The organism is Pedobacter sp. P26, from assembly GCF_050632135.1.
In the GTDB taxonomy this organism is placed as follows: domain Bacteria; phylum Bacteroidota; class Bacteroidia; order Sphingobacteriales; family Sphingobacteriaceae; genus Pedobacter.
Genome location: NZ_CP192574.1, coordinates 3583292 through 3603997, shown reverse-complemented (window position 1 = coordinate 3603997; position 20706 = coordinate 3583292). Strand labels below are relative to the sequence as shown.

Below are 20706 nucleotides of genomic sequence, written 5' to 3'. Positions count from 1 at the left end.
TATGTCCCCAAGTGGATTTTGTGCTGTGCCTTAGGGGCATTTCATCTAAAACCTTTCAACTTATGAATATCGCTGTTGCAGATTTACATTGCCACCCTTCAATGAAACCTTATGGGCGTAGCTTTCCCGATAGGGTACCTGGCACCAATCCTTTAATAAAAGACTGCATTTATTTCTATGGTGATCCACCATTTGTAAAAAAGATCCTCAATAAAATTTTAGGTATTACCAGCTTTCCCCAGGCGGGCATTCAGGCACTTGAAAAGGGAGGTGTCGGACTTATTTTTTGCTCACTTTATCCTTTCGAAAAAGGATTTGTCAGGAAAGGTGCCTTACCAGGTGATTTAGTTACCGATAGCGTAAACCTTGTTACTGGCATTGGAAAAGAGCGTATACATTACATTCAGGATCCACACAATGGATATTTTGCAGATCTGGAAAATGAATATGCTTTTTTAAAGGCTTTAGATGGAAAAGTTTTCACTTTTGGACCAAAAAAATTAGATATGTATTGCTGATAGATTTTCAGCATATTGCCCAAAGTGAAGATGATGAGGTGCGTACAGTCTACATTGGATTATCTTTTGAAGGGATGCATGCCCTTTACAATCGCTTTGAGGATGTAGGGAGCGACGATCCTTTGGTAAAACAAAGCTTAATGGATAACCTGGCAAAGGTAAAGGCCTGGCCGCACTGCCCGTTGTTTATCACTTTTGCCCATCATTTTTATAATGGATTATGTGGGCATGCCGCCAGCTTAACTGATTTTTCAGTAAAGCTGATCACCAATCAAAGTGTGATGCTTGGAACAGGCCTAAATGCATTAGGTAAGGATATGATCAGGGCATTATTATCCAAAACAAACGGAAAGCGGATCCTTATCGATATTAAACACATGAGTATCGCATCCAGAAAAGAATATTTCGAACTTTTGGATCAGGAATATAAGAATGAGCACATACCGGTAATTGTGAGCCATGGGGCAATATGTGGCGACGAGTATGCTTATAACTTGTTTTTAAGTTCGGATATTAACTTCTCTGACCGCGAAATTGTGCTCATTGGCCAGACTAAAGGGCTGTTTGGGATACAATTAGATGAAAGACGTATTGCCAGCAGTCATGAAATTGCACTATTTAGAAAGCACCTCGGGAGCGAGGCAATCTTGCTTCATGCTGCACTGTTTGTTTGGAGGCAGATTCGTTATATTGCAGTGTTGCTCGATATTAACAGGCTTCCCGCCTGGGACATTCAATGTTTAGGGAGTGACAACGATGGTATTGTTAATCCTATTGATGGGATATGGACCTCTGCCGACTTTGGATTACTGAAAGACAGACTTCTTATCCACGCAAATGCTTTTGTTGCAAATCCCGATTACAACATGTCGATGCCGGATAATTTGATATCAGGAGCAGAAATTGTAGAGAAGTTTATGAGCCGGAACATGCTCAGTTTTATGGAGAAAAATTTCAGATAATTTCCAGATGCAATATTTAATCTATAGAAAATGATATACAACGATCGAAAAGCCATGGATCCTTCTATAAAGAAATGTCTTATCGACAAATTGCTTAATAATCAAATTACGGTTAGCGAACTTGTTGAGTTGCGGCCGGAGATTAATGAGTTTGATCTCTCTGAAATTATTCAGCATATCTACGACCTTAATCTGGAGCAGGTACGGAAAATAGCAGCACTAGCGCCTGTTATGGCTAAAGTAGACGCATTAAAAAATAGCCAGCGTAATACCCGTTTTATAAAAAAGGTAAAAAATAATTTTCGTAAGCATAGCGCTAAGCATAACGGACTTAAAAACAGGGTAATAGTGGTAGAGGGCGATTCCTGGTTCAATTACCCGATCCTTTTAAGTGATGTAATCGACTGGGTTTCTATGGAAGAGAATATGGCTGTTTATAGTCTGGCCTCTGGAGGCGATTGGCTGATGAATATGGTTAGTGCCAAAAAATATGTCGAACAGCTTTCTACACTTCAGCCTGATGTATTTATCATTAGCGGGGGAGGCAACGATCTGGTTGGAAACCGGAGAATTGCAGCCATGGTTACACACAAGGGAGACTCTAATGAATTTGAAAATAGTGCATTTGCGAAATACCTCTATCAAAATGCAGCTAATCCGCCCGACAAACCTGAAGATTTTAAGCGGGGTATTCAGTTCATATCCAAAGATTTTTATGCTTTGTTGGCCTTTTTTCAACTCCAATATTACTTTATCATAAATGGAATTCTCACCGGAGGTAAAGGTAAGAGGTGAAAAGGGTAAATTTCCGGGCATACAGATTATTACACAAGGTTACGATTACGCCATTCCAAGCGATAAAAAGATAGCAGGGTATAATCCGCTAAAATGGTACCGGCTGTTTGCACGAACTTTTCTCGGACATGGCGGCTGGCTAAAAACGCCCTTACAGCTCAGGGGTATTTACGATTCTGAAGATCAGCGCAAAATTGTTTATGCCATGATTTACCTGTTTAATGAAATGATGATTGATATTGGACGTATTTTTACTGAAATGTTAGGGGAAAACCGGGTATTCCATATCGATTCGAGAGGATCAGTTGGTAAAGATGGCTGGACAGATGAATTGCATCCATTACCCCAACATTTCAAAAAAACAGCAGCGGCCTTTATTCATTGCATTAACAACCCAAATCAAAATGGAACTGCAGTTGTAGAAGTTTTAAAACAACAGGAAGGAAACCAGCAATGAAAAAGATATTAATTTTGGTTTTTATTACCATCTGTGGTATAATGTCTTTTCAGGGAAATATACTTCAGCAATTCAGCGGCAAAGGAATCATTAGTCTGGAACTCGCTAATAAAGATGCAGGAACGGAAATCATTTCGCTTTGGAGCGACACGCTTTACGGCGACCAAACACTTTTAAACCTCGCACAAAAGAATACACACCTCGATTTTCTGTTTATTTTGGTCTATGTATTACTCATCATGACCTTGTCTAATGCGCAAATGCAAAGAGAAAAAACAAGTTGGTTAAATGAATTGCTAAGATTTAATTTATTTCTGGCCTTTTTAATTGGCACAACAGATGTTGTGGAGAATATCAGGCTGATTCACAGCTTTCACCACCTTGGAAATCTGGGTGAGTTTTGGCGAACAGATTTTATTGCCTGGCCTAAATTTGTGATGGCAGGTTGGGTAATCCTGATCTACATTTTCTCCGTGATTAAGTGTTATTTTAATAAGTAATTTTGGTATCAACCGGTGTCCATCCCAACCGGTGCAGCTGTGGAGTGGAGAAATCTCCGGACTATATTTATGTTTCTGTAGAAAAGCAGCCATATTACCGCTTTTCAATAACCTTAAAAAACTTAACTGCCACCTCGCCGGTTATTGATAGATAAATATGCCTATCCTGATGAACATATAAATCATAGGGTTTCGATAGCCCCATGCTTTGGCACAGGGCTATCGAAATATTTATTATTTAAAAAGGGACGATTAAATTGCCCCGTCTTCTTTAACCATTTTATTAATGGCTTTTTGTACTTTGATTACATCTGTTTCAACTGTTTTTCTAACCGCTGGATCAAATGACGCTGCAAATTCTGCACCAATAGAAATCTGATCTTTTTCATTCAGTACATTGAGTACAAAAGCATGGCTTCCGAATTTAAATCCGCTTTTTATTTTGATCACGTCTTTTTCAAATATTTTCAAAAATTCGTAACTGTTGCTGATCTGATCAAAACAATCTCTTACCGCTTGAAAAACGAGGTGTGTTTCTATATTCAGACCGTTTATAATTACCGTAACCGAAGTGAGGTCATTTAGCTCCGGAAGAAGGTCTTCGCTGTAAATAATGTCTTTCGGGTCCAGGATTACGATGGTTTCCTGATCTGCATTTTCACCTGCCTGTTGTGATAATTGCATAGTGGCATTACCGTCTTTTAGGATAACAGTGTTTGCAGAAGTGTTTTCAATTTTAATATCGCTAATGGTATCTTTTATGATGCCTACAACTAGTTCGAGCGCTTTTGATTGGGTACTGTTCATTATGGTATTTTTTGCAAAGGTAAGGCTTGCCTGCGGTGCTGGATAATTATCTTTTAAATAAATATAATAATTATTGCTAAGTGTTTTATTTTTAACGGCTTAATCTTTTATTTTGGCTGGTGTTGTTTTATTTCAACTGTTTATTAAATGACGAAGGTAGAGCTACGGATTATCCAAAAATGATTACATGAGGGTAAACTGCTCTGTATTCTTATACTCGATTTCAGATATGCCGTGTACATCAAACTGATAGATGCTGAGTCCCGGATAGCTGATGAGCTAAAAGGAGTGCTCGGCAATTAATAAACTGGGCGGGCCGCCCGTTTTTTCCAATTGATTAATTCATTTCATGTAGTTAAACAGTCATAAAACCTGTTTTATCCTTATTGTTAAAATATTCAGATCATCCAAAAACAAGAGCCATTTTTGTGGATTTATTGTTTCTTCATCAAAAAAGGGTTATTAATTCTCTAAATTGGCAAAAAAGCATCTTTAATATTCTGTTTGTGGTTGTAAATCATCTTTTTATCTTTTAAATCATGATTTTCGGATAGCAAACATGAATTTCAACTTCATTTAAACTTCATAAATCTGTATTTATTTCGCCTTCGAATTAAATCATTGCGTAACCATAATTTATTGAAATCAATTAAGTGTCTGCAAACCGGTCGTAGACAGCTTTTCATTATAAATTGGTTGCCAGGGAAAACTAATTAGAGAATAAAAATAAATCAGATTAAAACCACTCAACGAAAAAAATGAAAAGAGTTCTCATGTGCTTAGGCTTGTGTACTTTGCTTTACGTAACAGGTTGTACCTCGAAGAAAGAAGAAAAAGAAGAAGTAGCTACTTATGCGGTAACCACGCCGCTAAGAATGGATACTTCGTTTACCAAGGAATATGTTTCGCAGATTAAATCTGTCCGGAATATCGAAGTTAGGGCCCAGGAAAAGGGCTATCTCCAAAATATTTATGTAGATGAAGGCCAGCGTGTAAAAGCGGGTCAGCTGTTATTTAAAATTATGCCAAAAGCAGCCCAGTCTGAGTTGCTAAAAGCACAGGCTGAAACTAAATCGGCAGAAATTGAGTTGGAAAACACCAAATTATTATCGGATAAAAATATTGTTTCCAAAAATGAACTGGCGATGGCCAAAGCCAAACTTCAATCGGCAAATGCTGAAACCTCACTGGCAAAATTCCACCTGTCAAATACCGAAATCAGGGCACCGTTTGATGGCACCATCGACCGAATTCCATTAAAACTGGGTAGTTTGGTTGATGAAGGCGCTTTGTTAACCAGCCTTTCGGATAACAGTCAGGTTTTTGCTTATTTCAATGTATCAGAGCCAGAATATTTAAACTACCAGAGTGCAGCAAAAGCAAAAGGACAGCAGGAAGTAAGTCTATTACTGGCCAATAACGAGTTGTTGAAATCTAAGGGTAAAGTGGAAGTGATAGAAAGTGAATTTGATAATGAGACAGGGAATATTGCTTTCAGGGCAAGGTTTAATAACTCGGATAACTTGCTTAGAAACGGCGAAACCGGTAAAATTCAGATGGTTGTTCCTTTAAAAAATGCCATTGTTATCCCACAGAAAGCAACTTACGATATTCAGGATAAAACTTATGTTTTTGTAATCGATAAAAACAATAAAGTACACTCCAGGGCCATCACCATTGCTGGTGAACTGCCGGATTTATACATTATTGGCGATGGCATCACAGTAGAAGATAAGATCTTACTTGAAGGTGTACAGAAGGTTAAAGACGATGATAAAATTGCCTTTAAATTCCAACAGCCTCAGGACGTGATGAAACAATTGAGATTGAAAACAGAATAATCTAAACCCCTCCATACTTATTTTATGTTTAGTAAATTCATACAAAGGCCAGTCCTTTCTATCGTAATATCGCTTATTATTGTGTTTCTTGGTGTGCTGGCCATCAGCTACCTGCCGGTTACACAATTCCTTCCATTTCTCCGCCCAAAGTAAATATTACGGCAGAGTATCCTGGGGCGAACAACGAGCTGTTAATTAAATCGGTAGTTATTCCACTCGAGCGTGCACTTAACGGTGTACCTGGAATGAAATATATTGCTTCTGATGCCGGTAATGATGGTGAAGCATCAATCCAGGTGGTATTTAACCTGGGTACCGATCCCAATCAGGCCTCGCTTAACGTACAGAACCGTGTAGCCGCTGTTACCAATAAACTTCCGCCTTTGGTGGTTCGCGAAGGGGTAAAAATCACCCGTGAAGAGTCGAACATGTTGATGTACATCAACTTGTACAGTAAAGACCCTAAAATGAACCAGAACTTCCTGTACAACTATGCAGATATCAACTTGCTTTCAGAGCTGAAAAGGGTTGATGGTGTGGGTTTTGCCGATATTTTGGGCGACAGGGATTATGCTATGCGTATCTGGTTAAAACCAGACCGTATGCAGGCGTATAAAATCTCAGTTGATGAAGTAATGAAATCGCTTGATGAGCAAAGTTTAGAAGCCTCTCCCGGTAAAACAGGAGAGAGTTCGGGTAAACGTTCGCAGGCTTTTGAATATGTATTAAAATATTCAGGTCGTTTTAATACCAAAGAGGGATATGAAAACATCGTAGTAAGGGCAACTCCCAATGGAGAATTACTTCGTTTAAAAGATATCGCTGATGTAGATTTTAGTGCTTCTGCCTATAACTTGTACTCTACCTTAAACGGAAAAGCATCTGCCGCGATTGTTTTAAAACAATCTTATGGCAGTAACGCCAGCCAGGTTATTAAAGATGTGAAAGCTAAAATGGCTGAGATTAAATCGGCATCATTTCCTAAAGGTTTAGATTACGAAATCAGTTACGACGTTTCCAAATTTCTGGATGCATCTATCGAAAAGGTTATCCACACCCTGGTAGAGGCTTTTATCCTGGTGGGTTTAGTGGTATTCCTGTTCCTTGGCGATTGGCGTTCAACCCTTATCCCAGCCATTGCTGTACCGGTATCGTTGATCGGAACATTTGTGTTTATGCAGTTCTTCGGCATCACACTCAACTTAATTACCCTATTTGCTTTGGTATTGGCCATTGGGGTAGTGGTAGATGATGCGATTGTAGTAATTGAGGCGGTGCATGCCAAGATGGAGCACGACAGACATCTATCGGTTTTAAAAGCTACACAGGAGGCCATGAAAGAGATTGGTGGAGCGATTATCGCAATTACCTTCTTAATGGCGTCGGTATTTATTCCGGTAGCATTTATGTCTGGTCCGGTGGGCATTTTCTATCGTCAGTTCTCCATTACCATGGCAACGGCAATTATCCTTTCTGGTATTGTAGCTTTAACGCTTACGCCTGCATTATGTGCCATTATGTTGAAGAATAATCATGGTTCAACCAAAAAGAAAACCATAATCGACCGTTTCCTGGATGGTTTTAATAATGGTTTTAACAAACTTTCTGGTAAATATGAACTGGTATTGAGCAAAGTGGTAAGCCGCAGGATATTAACCTTTGGTATATTGGTTGCCTTTTGTCTGGGGGTTTGGGGATTAAGTGGGAGTGTACCATCAGGCTTTATTCCTAACGAGGATCAGGGGATGGTGTATGCCATTATCCAAACGCCTCCGGGATCTACTTTGGAACGTACCGACCAGATTGCCGAGAAACTGCAAAAAATGTGTGAAGACATTGATGGTGTAAAGTCAGTTTCATCATTGGCCGGATATGAGATTCTTACGGAAGGTACAGGATCGAACTCGGGTACCTGTTTAATTAACCTGAAAGATTGGAGCGAGCGTAAACATTCGGCTGCAGAAATCATAGAAGAGCTTGAAGAAAAATCAAAATCTATCCCTGGTGCAACCATCGAGTTTTTCCAGCCACCAGCAGTTCCAGGTTATGGTGCAGCAGGTGGTTTCGAGCTTCGTTTACTGGATAAAGCGGGTAGCGGCGACTACAAAAAAATGGAAACCGTTGCCAACGATTTTGTAAGGGAACTGAATAAACGTAAAGAGTTATCATCCGTATTTACTTTCTACAGTGCGAGTTTTCCGCAATACATGCTTGATGTTGACAACGACATTGCGCAACAAAAAGGAGTAAGTATTGACAATGCGATGAACACCCTGTCAACTTTTGTGGGTAGTAACTACGAAACCAGCTTTATTAAATATGACCGCCAGTATAAAGTAATCGTACAGGCATTGCCTCAATACAGGGCTTTACCAGAGGATATCTTAAAACTATCGGTTAAAAACGATCGCGATGAGATGGTGCCATTCTCAGCCTTCATCAAAATGCGTAAGGTTTATGGTTTATCGGAAATTACCAGACACAATATGTACAATGCTTCGGAGATCAGCGGACAATCGGCTCCTGGTTACAGCTCCGGTGAGGCCATTAAAGCCATTACCGAAGTAGCCAAGAAAACCTTGCCAAGGGGATTCGGTATCGATTGGGCAGGTATTTCTAAAGATGAGGTATCAAGAGGTAATGAAGCTATTTATATCTTCCTGATCTGTTTGGGTTTCGTGTACCTTGTTCTGGCTGCACAATATGAAAGTTTCATTTTACCACTTTCGGTAATCCTTTCTTTACCGGCCGGTATTTTTGGAGCGTTTCTCTTCCTTAAATTATTAGGATTGGAAAACAACATTTATGCGCAGGTAGCCATGGTGATGCTGATCGGTTTATTGGGTAAAAATGCCGTACTGATTGTGGAGTTTGCGACGCAGCGCCATGCACAGGGCGCAACGATATTTAAGGCGGCAATGGAAGGCGCAAGTGTACGTTTCCGTCCGATTTTAATGACCTCTTTTGCCTTTATTGCAGGCTTGATTCCCTTGATGATTGCAAGTGGACCGGGGAAAATCGGTAACCGTACCATCGGATCTGCGGCTGCAGGCGGTATGCTTTTCGGTACCATTTTCGGGGTAATTGTGATCCCTGGGTTATATTATATATTCGGAACAATTGCAGCAAAACATAAGCTGATCAGAATTGAAGAAGAACATCCGTTAACTGAAGAAATTGAGAATAATGTTTAAAAATAATATTTATAAAGGCCTTGGATTAGTGCTAATATGCGCTGCATATACCGCCTGTAAGTTACCGGAAGTAGCCCAACGTGCCGAAAATAAAAATGTACCTGTGAGCTTTAATGGCTCACAGGATACAGTAAGTACAGCTGGTATTCAATGGCGTAACTTTTTTACAGATCCTAATCTGATCAACCTGATTGATACCGCACTAAAAAATAACCAGGAGCTGAATATTACCCTTCAGGATATCGAAATCGCAAAAAATGAAATCAAGGCAAAAAAAGGAGAACTTTTGCCAAATGTAACCTATGGAGTTGGCGCTGGATTGGATAAAGTTGGCCGTTATACGAGTTCAGGCGCCGGCGATGCCTCTACTGAAATTACTCCAGGCAAAGGGGTGCCAGAAGTATTGCCTGATTACCACTTTGGTTTGCAGGCCAACTGGGAAGCAGATATCTGGCATAAACTGCGCAATTCGAAAAAAGCAGCAATTAACCACTACCTGTCGACAGTAGAAGGTAAGAATTTCGTAATCACCAATTTAATTGCCGAAGTAGCCAATTCTTATTATGAATTGTTAGCCTCTGATAATCAGTTGGAAACGGTAAAAAAAACAATTGAACTCCAAAGCAATGCATTGGAGTTGATGAAGATCCAGAAACAGGCCACAAGGGTTAACGAACTTGCTGTACGTAAATTTGAAGCAGAGGTGTTAAGTTCTAAAAGTTTGGAATTTGATATTCAGCAAGATATTACCGAAACAGAGAATAAAATTAATTTCCTGTTAGGTCGTTTTCCTCAGCCAATCATTAGGGATAAATCTAGCTTTACCGATCTGGTACCTGCAACCATACACTCGGGTTTACCAGCTCAGTTGTTGGCCAACCGTCCTGATATTAAACAGGCAGAGTATGAACTAGAAGCTGCTAAATTAGATGTTAAAGTGGCTAAGGCACAGTTTTATCCATCATTGGGTATTTCTGCTTCAATTGGTTATCAGGCTTTTAATCCTTCATATTTATTAAGAACACCAGAATCTCTGATCTACTCTTTGGCAGGAGATTTGGCCGGACCGCTGATCAATAGAAATGCCATTAAGGCGGAATATTCATCTGCAAACGCCAAACAACTACAAGCTGTTTTTGATTATGAAAAGACCATTTTAAATGGTTATATTGAAGTAGCCAATCAGCTATCGAAAATCAGCAACCTGCAAAAAAGCTACGATCTGAAATCGAAACAGGTTAACGCACTTACGCAATCGATCGATATTTCGAACGAATTGTTTAAAGCAGCCAGGGCTGATTATTTTGAGGTATTGATGACGCAACGTGATGCTTTACAATCGAAATTAGAACTGATCGATACCAAAAAACAGCAGTTAAACGCTGTGGTAGACATTTATCATGCGCTTGGTGGTGGATGGAAATAGGTGAATACCACAGTCCCCTTAAATAATTACAATACTTTAAAGTATATTATCCCTATATCCAATCAGGCTGTTCCATTTGGAGCAGCCTTTTTCTTTTTTGTCATTCTGAGCGCAGCGAGGAATCTTTATAGCTACGCTCGTTTTCTAACAGGCGTTGAATACCTCTCGTTATCGTTGTTGCTGAGAAGGCTTTTCCAGCCGACAGCCAGCCCCGATTTTCGGGGAAGCAATCTTACAACAATCGCTATTAGCGTATGCATTACAATAACAACTTTTCTTTTTTGATCTCTGAGCAGTTTACAACGAGCACCCACCTTACAATTACCCTTTGTTCATTTATTTATCATAAAATTCATTTTGCAAACAATGCCTTTTGTCTGCGGTTATTTTATCATGGAATTTATCATCATATCTGAAATACAATGGGAAAAACAACATTTAAATTTGGCGAATTAGAAGTTAACCGTTTAGGTTATGGCGGAATGCAGTTAACCGGCAAGGGTGTTTTTGGCGAAGTAGAAGACCGCGAAAATGCGATAACCGTTTTGCGCGAAGCAGTTGCAAATGGCGTTAATTTTATTGATACTGCAGAGGCTTATGGGCCGAAGTTTAATGAATCACTTATTGCTGATGCCTTATCTCCTTTTCAAAAAGATCTCTTTATTGCAACTAAAGGTGGTTTTGATCGACCAGGTCCAGACAATTGGGTGCCTAAAGGTGCCCCTGAAAAAATCAGGCAGGATATTGAAGGAAGTTTACAACGATTAAAAGTAGATTCAATAGATTTATGGCAACTGCACCGCATCGATCCCAATGTGGATGTTGCCAAAACCCTGGCGCCTGTCGTAGAAGCTGTGAAAGAAGGCAAAATAAAAAATGTAGGATTATCAGAAGTAACCATCGATCAGATTAAACAAGTGCATGATATTCTTCCGATAGTTTCTGTTCAAAATTTATATAATCTTAGCAACAGGCAATGGGAGAGTGTTTTAGATTTTACGGCAGAACAAGGTCTGGCTTTTATTCCCTGGTTTCCTTTGGCTTCTGGTCCGCATAAGTTAGCGGATAAGATTAAAGTGATTGCCGAAAAACATAAAGCTACAACCGCACAAATTGCTTTGGCCTGGTTATTAAAAAGATCGTCAAATATCCTTTTAATCCCTGGGACAAAATCTGTAGAACATTTAAAAGAAAACTTAAAAGCCGCAGAAATCGAATTGACTGAAGAAGAATTTGAAAGTTTAGCGAATTAAGGAGAAGTTTTGAGCGTAGCGAGGAATATTTTTCTTTTTTACCGGTTTTAGCGTCTTTACTGGTCTTAGCGTCCTCGCTAAGACCTTTTTTATGAAATTTATTTTTTGCCACGGAAGCGCAGAAACACGGAAAATTCCTATTGATCTGTCACTCTGGGCGTAGTCGAAGAGCCTTAAACTAAAGTATTCAGTCAATATTGGTTCTCTTTTTTTTATAATTTATTTTTTTGCTACGGAAGCGCAGAAACACGGAAAATTTCCTATCGATCTGTCACTCTGAGCGTAGTCGAAGAGCCTTAAACCAAAGTATTCAGTTAATATTGGTTCTCTTTTTTTATAATTTATTTTTTTGCCACGGAAGCACAGAAAACATGGAAAATTCCTATCGATCTGTCACTCTGAGCGTAGTCGAAGAGCTTTAAACCAAGTATTCTGTCAATATTAGTTCTCTTTTTTTATAATTTATTTTTTTGCAACAGAAGCACAGAGAACACGGAAAATTCCTATCGATCTGTCAATCTGAGCGTAGTCGAAGAGCCCTGAACCAAAAAATTCAGTCAATATTGGTTCTCGCGTGCGCACAAATGAGAGTGGTTGGAGTTATTAAATTAATAATAGATTTAGAAGGGCCGTCATTTCGAGCGCAGCCGATAAATCTTTAAATTTGATTTCAATAACTTGGTTCGAAGATCTCTCCATTACGCTGCGCTTCAGTCGAGATCACGATTTTTCTTTTTTAAATAACTTTTCATCTTTTTTCCAAAATATTCCTTTATAAATAGGATATTTAAGCATGAAAAAAGTCTTCCTAACCAGCATTATTTTATTTTCTATCCTATTTCAAAAAGCCATGGCGCAAAATAAAACCGAAGATGTACCTGCAGTTTTAAATCATATCGCTGTTTATGTAAGCGATCTGAGTAAAGCCACTATTTTTTACGAAAGTGTTTTCAACCTTAAAATGATTCCTGAACCTTTTAAAGATAACCGCCATACCTGGTTTACCTTAGGGCCAGCCGGACAGTTGCATTTAATCCAGGGGGCAAAAGGAAATGAAACTTTTGATAAAAACGGGCATTTATGTTTCAGTGTTCCATCGGTTGACGATTTTGTAATGAAACTGAATGCTAAAAACATCAGTTTTGAAGATTGGGCAGGCAAAGAAAAAGGCATTACTCTTCGAGTTGATGGTGTAAAACAGATTTATTTCAAAGATCCGGACGGTCATTGGCTTGAAGTAAACGACGCGAAGTAAATTTTTTACTACGTATTAACTTTGTTTGGTCTCATCACTTATATTTAGTGCTTAGCCCTGATAAACTCATGAAAATATCTTGCCTTAAGCATCTTCTTGTACTTCTTTTACTTTTGGGATAACGCAACAGTCAAATGCCCAAAATGAAAAAGCCGAAGCCGATTTTCAGCAGGTTATGGAGAAATACAGTGCTATTGGCGCTTCAGTAGCTGTAGTAAAAGATGGCCAGATTATTTATACCCATTCGTTTGGTTTAAAAGATTTAGAGAAAAAACTGCCTCTAACCGACCGGGATATTTTTAGGATCGCTTCGATTTCTAAATCTTTTTCGGCAACATCAATCATGCAATTGGTAGAAGCGGGAAAAATTCATTTAGATGATGATTTCGGTGATCTGGTAGGTTTTAAAATCAGGAATCCAAAATTTCCTGATCAGAAAATTACCTTAAAAATGGCCTTGTCGCATACCTCCGGTTTAAATGATTCGCAGGGCTATTTGAACCTCGATGTAATTAATCCGGATAAAAACCCCGATTGGGCCAAATGTTATAATAATTATCCGCCAGGAAGCAAATTTGATTATTGTAATCTCAATTTTAACCTGATCGGCACCATCATTGAGAAAAAATCAGGAGAACGTTTTGATAACTATGTGAAAAACCATGTTCTGAAACCTTTAGGCCTTTATGCTGGTTATTGTGTCGATTCTCTTGATAGTACCCGTTTTGTAAGCCTGTATGAATATCATGCTGATACAAAATCTTTTAGTTCTTCGCCAACCGCTTATGCTCCAAGGAGAGCCGAAATTGCAAATTATGTGATGGGTTATAGTACACCGGTTTTTTCGCCAACAGGAGGGATGAAAATTTCTGCTAAAGATTTAGCTAAATACATGATCATGCACATGAATTACGGCACCTCGAATGGCGTTAAAATTATAAGTAAAAATAGCGCTAAAAAAATGCAAACTGCCTTAACTGATGATGAAGGATATGGCTTGGCCATCAGAACTGCAGATCACCTGATACCCGGGGTTAAACTTAAAGGACATACTGGCTCTGCTTATGGCTTATATAGTACCATGTTTTTCAATCCCAAAGAAAAATTTGGATTTGTAATCATCACCAATGGAATAAATGCAACTTATACCGATGGTTTCCCCGATTTCAGTCGCGCCGCTATTAACAGTTTGTACCAATCTTTTCTTAAATAAGATTTAAAGCAAGTTTGCCAGACCATTTTTATTCGAAAAGGTTGTTAAAATTTTAATACAGGCTTTGGGATGATTGATATTAGTTCCTTTCACTTTACCGTCAAAAACATTTTTTACAGGTGCCAAATCTATCAGATGTGAACAATCGGTAATTGTGTGATCATCTGTTTTTACTAAATTTCTGTTTTCGTTAATCTCGTAATCCATCTTCTCCATTATTGATTCGCAAACCTTTGATAAGTACTTCCGGATTTAATTTTCTCCATCATTAAATATTCTTTCAATATTGAAAATTCCATACTCTGAATGGCTTTAACAACTGATTTTAGTTGCTCACCTGTTACCCCTAAACGGGCTGCCCAATAATTGCGGTCTTGTTCGTCTGCGATTTCGATAAATTCTTTCCTCGCATTCATCGAATTTAATTGATATTCCATCTTATGAATTTTTGGTTAGTAATATTTAAGAAACACTAATAAATTACTTTTGGTTTTGCAGTTTTGTCAGTAAATTCTCAGATAAAGTAACATACCTGTTGAACAAATGAAAAATTACATAAATGGCGATGATTTTTTGCTTTAAAAACAATCTAAACGCTTAATTTCAGCATATAAATAGCGAGTATAGACTAATTTGAAGAAATTAGTAATATTTTCTTTACAAAAACATTAGGTTTTGTTGAATTACATTTTTATTATTGTATTGTAATATAATTTTTACAATGCTTAATTATTTTCTAGCCAATAATCAAAGTCTGTATCCAAGTCGAAAATATTATCAGGATAACCGGTTTGTATTATTTCTTTGGGTACTGATTACCCTGATTTTTGTAATAGATTCGTGGGCAACACATCGTTACAATAATTACCTGATTTTCGAGAATACATTTAGAAACTTACTGCACGAGCATTCGCTCTATGCTGTTTATCCGGCTTATCATGATGATGCGAATCATTATGGTCCCATTTTTAGTATGTTAATTGCTCCATTTGCAATCTTCCATAACTGGATAGGATTATTGTTATGGAACCTGTTTAACTGTTTCCTGCTTTTTAAGGCTATACAAACTTTGCCATTAACTGAAGATCAAAAAATAATTATTGGATATATTGCCATTCCCTGTTTGATAGAATCTATGCTTAACCAACAGTTTAATGCTGGTGCAGGTGCACTGATGATATTGAGTTATACGCTGGTGAATAAAAATAAAGGGATATGGTCGGCACTTTGCATTGTACTTGGTACTTTTATCAAACTTTACGGTATTGTAGGCCTGGTTTTTTCTTTTTTGCCAAAAAAAGCCGGCTTTTACCTTATGGTTGATTATGTGGTCGATAATATTATTCTTATTGCCCATGCTTTTAGCGTCTCCTGATTATGTGGTTCACTGTTATGTAGATTGGAAAAACTCTTTAATAGATAAAAACATGGTCAACGTGTTAGGCGGAGGGATCGATATTTCCATTATGGGTTTCTTTAGGGAGCTTTTTGGTGAAAAGAAAATACCGAATTTTCTATTCCTGATCCTTGGTGCCGTATTATTTATGTTGCCATTTATAAATATATCGCGTTTTAAAAAATGCAGATTCCAATTGATGATCCTGTCATCGGTATTGATTTTTCCAGTATTATTCAGCACTGGAGCGGAAGACTGTACATTCATTATTTCTATTGTTGGGGTAGGTGTATGGTATGTGAAAGAAAGTAACGCGGCTATGAAAAAGGTATTATTGCCCATTTTACTTCTAATTACGTGTAATTTCCCTCTATTATTATTTCCGGTATTTGCGAAATCGCACCCGTTATTTTTGGCTATTATCAGCCTGCCTTATTTTCTGGTGTGGTTAAGGGTTGTTTATACCGCCACTAAAAACAGGTTCGCCTATGCAGAAGAAACAGAGTCGGAAATGGTTACTGTGCTAATAGATTAAATTTTAAAATTTTATTTTTTTAAAGGTTTTAATACCCGTTTATAAAAACAGATGTTAAAACCTTTTTTGTTATCAGGCTGTTTTATAGCAATCTAATCAAAAATTATTATGGATGATAAACAAAAAAACGGGGGTGCTGATCGCGGTAGGATCAACATTAACGAGGGTTATGAGCTGGATTATTGGTCAAATAAATTTGGCGTGAGCAAAGATAAGCTAAAAGCAGCTGTGCAAACGGTGGGTACTTCTGCCCATGCAGTAGAAGATTTTTTAAAAAAATAAACATTGATTATGAGTCTGGAAAAATATGTTGCCAAGCGCGATTTCTCAAAAACGGCAGAGCCCAAATCAGGTGAAAGCAGCGATCCGAACAAGTTGCACTTTGTGATCCAAAAGCATGATGCATCACGCCTGCACTATGATTTCAGACTTGAAATGGAAGGCGTTTTAAAAAGCTGGGCCGTACCAAAAGGTCCGTCAACCGATCCCAAAACCAAACGTTTGGCCATGATGGTAGAAGACCATCCTTACGATTATAAAGATTTTGAAGGCATTATTCCGCAAGGCGAATATGGTGGTGGAACTGTAATTGTATGGGATGAAGGTACCTACGAACCAATTGAGGCTATAAACGGCAAAAAAGCACAGGAAAAGCATCTTTTAAAACAGTTAAAAGAAGGTTCGTTAAAAATTAAATTGAACGGAGAAAAACTTCAGGGCGAATTTGCGCTGGTTAAAACGCATGGAATGGGCGAAAATGGCTGGCTGCTCATTAAACATAAAGATGATTATGCCTCCACAAAAGATATAACCAAGGAAGATAAATCGGTTCTTTCCGGAAAAACTATCGAAAAGATGGAAAAAACATCAGATAAGGTTTGGAAAGAAGGAAAAGAGCAAAAAATAAAGCCCGAAAGAAAAAATCCCGGGCCGAAGGTTAAAAAACAAACAAAACCAGTAGGGGATGATAAAAGCATTGATGTGAAAGCCATCCTGAAAAAAGCGCCAAAATCGGCTATGCCTAAAAACATAAAACCCATGTTGGCTACGTTGGTGGATGAGCCATTCGATGATCCAAACTGGCAATACGAAGTAAAATGGGATGGATACCGGGCTTTGGCTTTTATCAACAAAGGAAAAGTGGAGCTCTTTTCGAGGAACAATAAATCATTTAACGAAAAGTTTTATCCTATTTACGATCTGCTTAAAGAATGGAAAATCAATGCCGTTTTGGATGGTGAAATTTTAGTGTTAAATGATAAAGGCATATCCAATTTCGGTTCATTACAAAACTGGCGAAGTGAGGCAGATGGTGAACTTGTTTTTTATGTTTTCGATATCCTTTGGTATGAGGGCAAAAACCTGATGGAAATGCCGCTTAATGAGCGCCAGGCCATTTTAAATGATATTTTGCCTACAGATGATGACCGTGTGCGTTTAGGTAAAGTTTTCAAAGCCAGTGGTGTCGATTTTTTGATGCCGCACAAAGGATGGGGTTGGAAGGCATCATCGCTAAAAAATGGATAGCACCTACGCTCCCGACCGAAGATCGAAAGAGTGGTTGAAAATTAAAGTGCACAAACGCCAGGAGGTTGTTATAGCCGGTTTTACCAAAAACGCTGATACCTCCAAATCTTTCAGCTCCCTTTTACTGGGCTTATATGAAAAAGGAAAATTGCAGTATGTAGGTAAAGTTGGTACCGGGTTTTCCGATAAACTGCAAAAAACAATGATGGAGCAGTTTAAGCCTATTATAATAGCTAAAAGCCCTTTTGAAAGTATTCCCGATGTAAATAAACCATCCCGTTTCAGACCAAATCCACCGAAGGCAAAAGCCACCTGGTTAAAGCCGCAGTTGGTTTGCGAAGTCGCTTTTACTGAAGTAACCGAAGATGGTGTTTTCCGTCACCCTTCCTTTCAGGGGATGAGGGAGGATAAAAAAGCGAAAGAAGTGGTTCGGGAAGAGGAAAAACCTACTCAAAAGGTTGTTGGTAAGGTGAAAGAAAAAGAGGAGCATGCCCATGCTATTAAACCGCCCAAAGGAAAAGAACCCAAAACCTTATTAAACCCTAAAGATGAAACACAGGTAAGAAAAATTAAAGGCCACGAACTTAAATTTACCAATTTGAGCAAAGTGTATTGGCCAGAGGATAAAGTAACCAAAAGGGATATGTTTAATTACTATTACCAGGTTGCTGATTATATTTTACCTTATCTTAAAGACCGGCCACAATCGCTTAACCGTTTCCCCGGAGGAATCCACGGGCCAAGTTTTTACCAGAAAGATGTAAAAGGAAAGGCACCAGATTGGACAGAAACTTTTCCGTACGAAAATGGCGAAGGGGAGAAAAAGGAATACCTGGTAGGTACGGATGAGGCTTCTTTATTATGGATGGCCAGTTTGGGCTGTATTGAAATGAACCCCTGGTTTAGCCGTGTGCAACACCCTGATAATCCTGATTATTGCGTCATCGATCTCGATCCGGATAAACACTCTTTTGATCAGGTGGTTGAAGCTGCCCTCGAAACCAAAAAAGTGCTTGATGCAATTGAAGTACCCAGTTACTGCAAAACTTCAGGCTCAACAGGCATGCACATTTACATTCCTTTAAATGCCAAATACGATTACGATCAGAGTCAGATGTTCGCTAAAATCGTTGTAAATCTGGTACATAAACAGATTCCTGACTATACTTCATTAGAGCGAATGGTAGCTGCAAGAAAAGGAAAAATGTATCTCGACTTTTTGCAGAACAGGCCAGGGGCAACCATCGCCGGACCATACTCTTTACGGCCAAAAGTGGGGGCAACCGTTTCCATGCCTTTGCATTGGGATGAAGTAAAACCTGGTTTGAAGATGAAAGATTTCAATATTTTTAATGCGATAGATCGTTTAAAAGTTGAAGGAGACTTGTTTAAAGGGGTTTTAGGTAAAGGTATAGACTTAAAAAAAGCCATAAATAAGGCCAAAAGTGTTTTTGGATAAAGATGAATGATCTTTTCCCGCTTTGATTATATTTGAAAAAAATTAAAATAATGATAGCACACCACGTTTTATTCTGGCTTAAAACCGATACCACTGACGAGCAAAAAACTGCCTTTCGCAATGGCTTACAAACATTAGAAAACATTGAAGTTGTTAAAACTTTTCATATTGGCGTACCAGCCCCGATTGAGCGTGCCGTTGTAGATACTACTTATACTTTTAGCTTGCTATTATTATTTGAAGATTTGGCTGCGCATGATGTTTACCAGGTTCATCCATTGCATAAAGCTTTCCTGGATGAATTCAGGGTTTATTTCGAAAAAGTTGTCATTTACGACGCAGAATAAAGATTTCATGCCTCCGATAAACCGGAGGCATTTTTTTAGGTTTTGATTTCTAATGGATTTCTGAATAGCACATTGTTATAGAACAGTCATTACCTTCATTCGGGGGCATCGGATAAAATGTAATGAAAGATACAGAAAAGCCTTAAGTATATGCTGTGCTTTATTCAGCGTGCCCTGTGGCTCAATGTGATTAAGGTAAGCCCATTGGCACAGATGGAAATAATTTAACCACAGATAAAAAGGATGCACACAAATGTGAAAATCCATGTTTATCTGTGTACATCCGTGGCTAAAAACCTTAACTTAATGACATTGGCTTGCTGGCTAAACAGTTTTATAAAGAAATGTGCTCTGCCCAACTGGTTTATGAAATCGTATATCACTAATTAAAAATACAATTTTATATACTTATTTATAAAGAATTTGTAATGCTGAAAAACCAAAGTGTTTTTGATTGCGTAAGTGTTTTAAACCGCGATCATTATGGAAAAAACAGCTAAACTTATTAAAAGAGCATCAATTAATATAAATCAGTTGGATAGCATTAAAATTGGTGATTTTTTATCTGATGAATATGGTAAATCGGGTAAGGTTTGTGAAATTGAAAAGATAAACCGTCATGGTGAATATCATTATTACTTTAAACTGCTAAAATCGGGTACCATATTGATTATTCTTTAATTCTTTCCAGGTTTAACAAATTGATTATATTTATGTTATGAGAAGATATCTTATAGCATTGTTTTTTTTATTGCTTGTTAATCAAGTTGTTTTGGCTCAAGCCATTAAGGGTAATTTCGCCATCAAAAATGTGCTTACCGGCATGCTGTTGCGCGTAAAAGATGCCAGCGGTAAAAATGGAACACCACTGGTAGCTTACCAACCGCAGAACTGGAAATGCATGACCTGGAATTTTATTGCTATTGAGGGGAATACTTATCAGTTAAAAAATCTCTTTACCGGAAAAACTTTTCAGCCAAAACCTAATGATCAAATTTTAGAGGAACAGCCTTTAACCCTGGGCAGCGATATTCAGCAATACGAATTCGAGCCTGCCGGAAAACATACTTATTTCATAAAACTCAAAGGAACCGATCTTTACCTCACGCCAGAGGATAAAAAAGTAACTACAAATTCAGCCATTATCCTGGCAAAGAAAACGAAAACCAAGGAACAGCAATGGACGATATATGAGCAAGCACCTACGATGTAAATGCAAAA

Annotated in this window: 19 protein-coding genes and 2 pseudogenes; 18 read left to right on the top strand and 3 right to left on the bottom strand. The window is 38.2% G+C overall.

The window, feature by feature from the left end; translation table 11 throughout:
- The first annotated feature begins 62 nt into the window (after positions 1-62).
- The 5 genes from ACQ86H_RS16735 to ACQ86H_RS16715 are packed head-to-tail and all read left to right on the top strand — an operon-like array spanning position 63 to position 3232.
- Entirely contained in the window at positions 63-518 is a 456-nt protein-coding gene (locus tag ACQ86H_RS16735; protein ID WP_431291807.1) for a hypothetical protein, read from the top strand.
- Positions 512-1480: a hypothetical protein gene (locus tag ACQ86H_RS16730; RefSeq protein ID WP_431291806.1), complete on the top strand. Its 969-nt coding sequence runs from the start codon at positions 512-514 to the stop codon at positions 1478-1480. The genes ACQ86H_RS16735 and ACQ86H_RS16730 overlap by 7 nt, the downstream gene beginning before the upstream one ends.
- 30 nt (positions 1481-1510) lie before the next feature.
- On the top strand, positions 1511-2275 hold the full coding sequence (locus ACQ86H_RS16725) for a hypothetical protein (protein ID WP_431291805.1): 765 nt from the start codon (positions 1511-1513) through the stop codon (positions 2273-2275).
- Positions 2241-2732 carry a hypothetical protein gene (locus ACQ86H_RS16720; protein WP_431291804.1) on the top strand — a complete coding sequence of 164 codons (492 nt, stop codon included), beginning with the start codon at positions 2241-2243 and terminating at the stop codon, positions 2730-2732. Before ACQ86H_RS16725 ends, ACQ86H_RS16720 begins: the two co-directional genes overlap by 35 nt.
- Positions 2729-3232: a hypothetical protein gene (locus ACQ86H_RS16715; protein ID WP_431291803.1), complete on the top strand. Its 504-nt coding sequence runs from the start codon at positions 2729-2731 to the stop codon at positions 3230-3232. The genes ACQ86H_RS16720 and ACQ86H_RS16715 overlap by 4 nt, the downstream gene beginning before the upstream one ends.
- A gap of 252 nt (positions 3233-3484) precedes the next feature.
- On the opposite strand, the gene ACQ86H_RS16710 is transcribed toward ACQ86H_RS16715, so the two are convergent.
- Positions 3485-4039 (bottom strand): hypothetical protein, encoded by a 555-nt coding sequence (locus ACQ86H_RS16710; protein ID WP_431291802.1) that lies wholly within the window; start codon positions 4037-4039, stop codon positions 3485-3487.
- 758 nt (positions 4040-4797) lie between these two features.
- Between ACQ86H_RS16710 and ACQ86H_RS16705 the strand changes: the two genes are divergently transcribed.
- The 6 genes and pseudogenes from ACQ86H_RS16705 to ACQ86H_RS16680 all read left to right on the top strand — a co-directional run bounded on the left by ACQ86H_RS16705 (position 4798) and on the right by ACQ86H_RS16680 (position 14221).
- Positions 4798-5880 (top strand): efflux RND transporter periplasmic adaptor subunit, encoded by a 1083-nt coding sequence (locus ACQ86H_RS16705; protein ID WP_138823723.1) that lies wholly within the window; start codon positions 4798-4800, stop codon positions 5878-5880.
- Between the two features lie 24 nt (positions 5881-5904).
- A pseudogene (locus tag ACQ86H_RS16700) lies at positions 5905-9074 on the top strand (efflux RND transporter permease subunit).
- On the top strand, positions 9067-10500 hold the full coding sequence (locus tag ACQ86H_RS16695; RefSeq protein ID WP_431291801.1) for a TolC family protein: 1434 nt from the start codon (positions 9067-9069) through the stop codon (positions 10498-10500). Before ACQ86H_RS16700 ends, ACQ86H_RS16695 begins: the two are co-directional and overlap by 8 nt.
- A 422-nt stretch (positions 10501-10922) precedes the next feature.
- The gene (locus tag ACQ86H_RS16690) at positions 10923-11753 is read left to right on the top strand and encodes an aldo/keto reductase (RefSeq protein ID WP_431291800.1); all 831 of its coding nucleotides are present in this window, start codon (positions 10923-10925) and stop codon (positions 11751-11753) included.
- Positions 11754-12546: 793 nt separating this feature from the next.
- Positions 12547-13008, top strand: a complete 462-nt coding sequence (locus tag ACQ86H_RS16685) for a VOC family protein (RefSeq protein WP_431291799.1) — start codon at positions 12547-12549, stop codon at positions 13006-13008.
- Between the two features lie 118 nt (positions 13009-13126).
- Complete coding sequence (locus tag ACQ86H_RS16680) at positions 13127-14221, top strand: serine hydrolase domain-containing protein (RefSeq protein WP_431295418.1); 1095 nt, start codon at positions 13127-13129, stop codon at positions 14219-14221.
- 3 nt (positions 14222-14224) lie between these two features.
- On the opposite strand, the gene ACQ86H_RS16675 is transcribed toward ACQ86H_RS16680, so the two are convergent.
- Entirely contained in the window at positions 14225-14428 is a 204-nt protein-coding gene (locus ACQ86H_RS16675; RefSeq protein ID WP_138823734.1) for a hypothetical protein, read from the bottom strand.
- 8 nt (positions 14429-14436) lie between these two features.
- Positions 14437-14658: a DUF3606 domain-containing protein gene (locus ACQ86H_RS16670; protein WP_138823735.1), complete on the bottom strand. Its 222-nt coding sequence runs from the start codon at positions 14656-14658 to the stop codon at positions 14437-14439.
- A gap of 284 nt (positions 14659-14942) precedes the next feature.
- Between ACQ86H_RS16670 and ACQ86H_RS16665 the strand changes: the two genes are divergently transcribed.
- The 7 genes and pseudogenes from ACQ86H_RS16665 (at position 14943) to ACQ86H_RS16635 (ending at position 20698) form a co-directional block, all read left to right on the top strand.
- Positions 14943-15596, top strand: a complete 654-nt coding sequence (locus ACQ86H_RS16665; RefSeq protein ID WP_431291798.1) for a glycosyltransferase family 87 protein — start codon at positions 14943-14945, stop codon at positions 15594-15596.
- Positions 15577-16152, top strand: coding sequence for a hypothetical protein (locus ACQ86H_RS16660; protein WP_431291797.1), 576 nt, complete (start codon positions 15577-15579; stop codon positions 16150-16152). Before ACQ86H_RS16665 ends, ACQ86H_RS16660 begins: the two co-directional genes overlap by 20 nt.
- A 108-nt stretch (positions 16153-16260) precedes the next feature.
- Positions 16261-16434 (top strand): DUF3606 domain-containing protein, encoded by a 174-nt coding sequence (locus ACQ86H_RS16655; RefSeq protein WP_431291796.1) that lies wholly within the window; start codon positions 16261-16263, stop codon positions 16432-16434.
- A gap of 9 nt (positions 16435-16443) precedes the next feature.
- Positions 16444-19138: pseudogene (ligD, locus tag ACQ86H_RS16650) on the top strand (DNA ligase D).
- A 50-nt stretch (positions 19139-19188) separates the two neighbouring features.
- Positions 19189-19485 carry a Dabb family protein gene (locus ACQ86H_RS16645; protein ID WP_138823743.1) on the top strand — a complete coding sequence of 99 codons (297 nt, stop codon included), beginning with the start codon at positions 19189-19191 and terminating at the stop codon, positions 19483-19485.
- A 483-nt stretch (positions 19486-19968) separates the two neighbouring features.
- Entirely contained in the window at positions 19969-20166 is a 198-nt protein-coding gene (locus ACQ86H_RS16640; RefSeq protein WP_138823745.1) for a hypothetical protein, read from the top strand.
- 37 nt (positions 20167-20203) lie between these two features.
- Positions 20204-20698 carry an RICIN domain-containing protein gene (locus ACQ86H_RS16635; protein ID WP_431291795.1) on the top strand — a complete coding sequence of 165 codons (495 nt, stop codon included), beginning with the start codon at positions 20204-20206 and terminating at the stop codon, positions 20696-20698.
- The last annotated feature ends 8 nt before the right edge of the window (positions 20699-20706 follow it).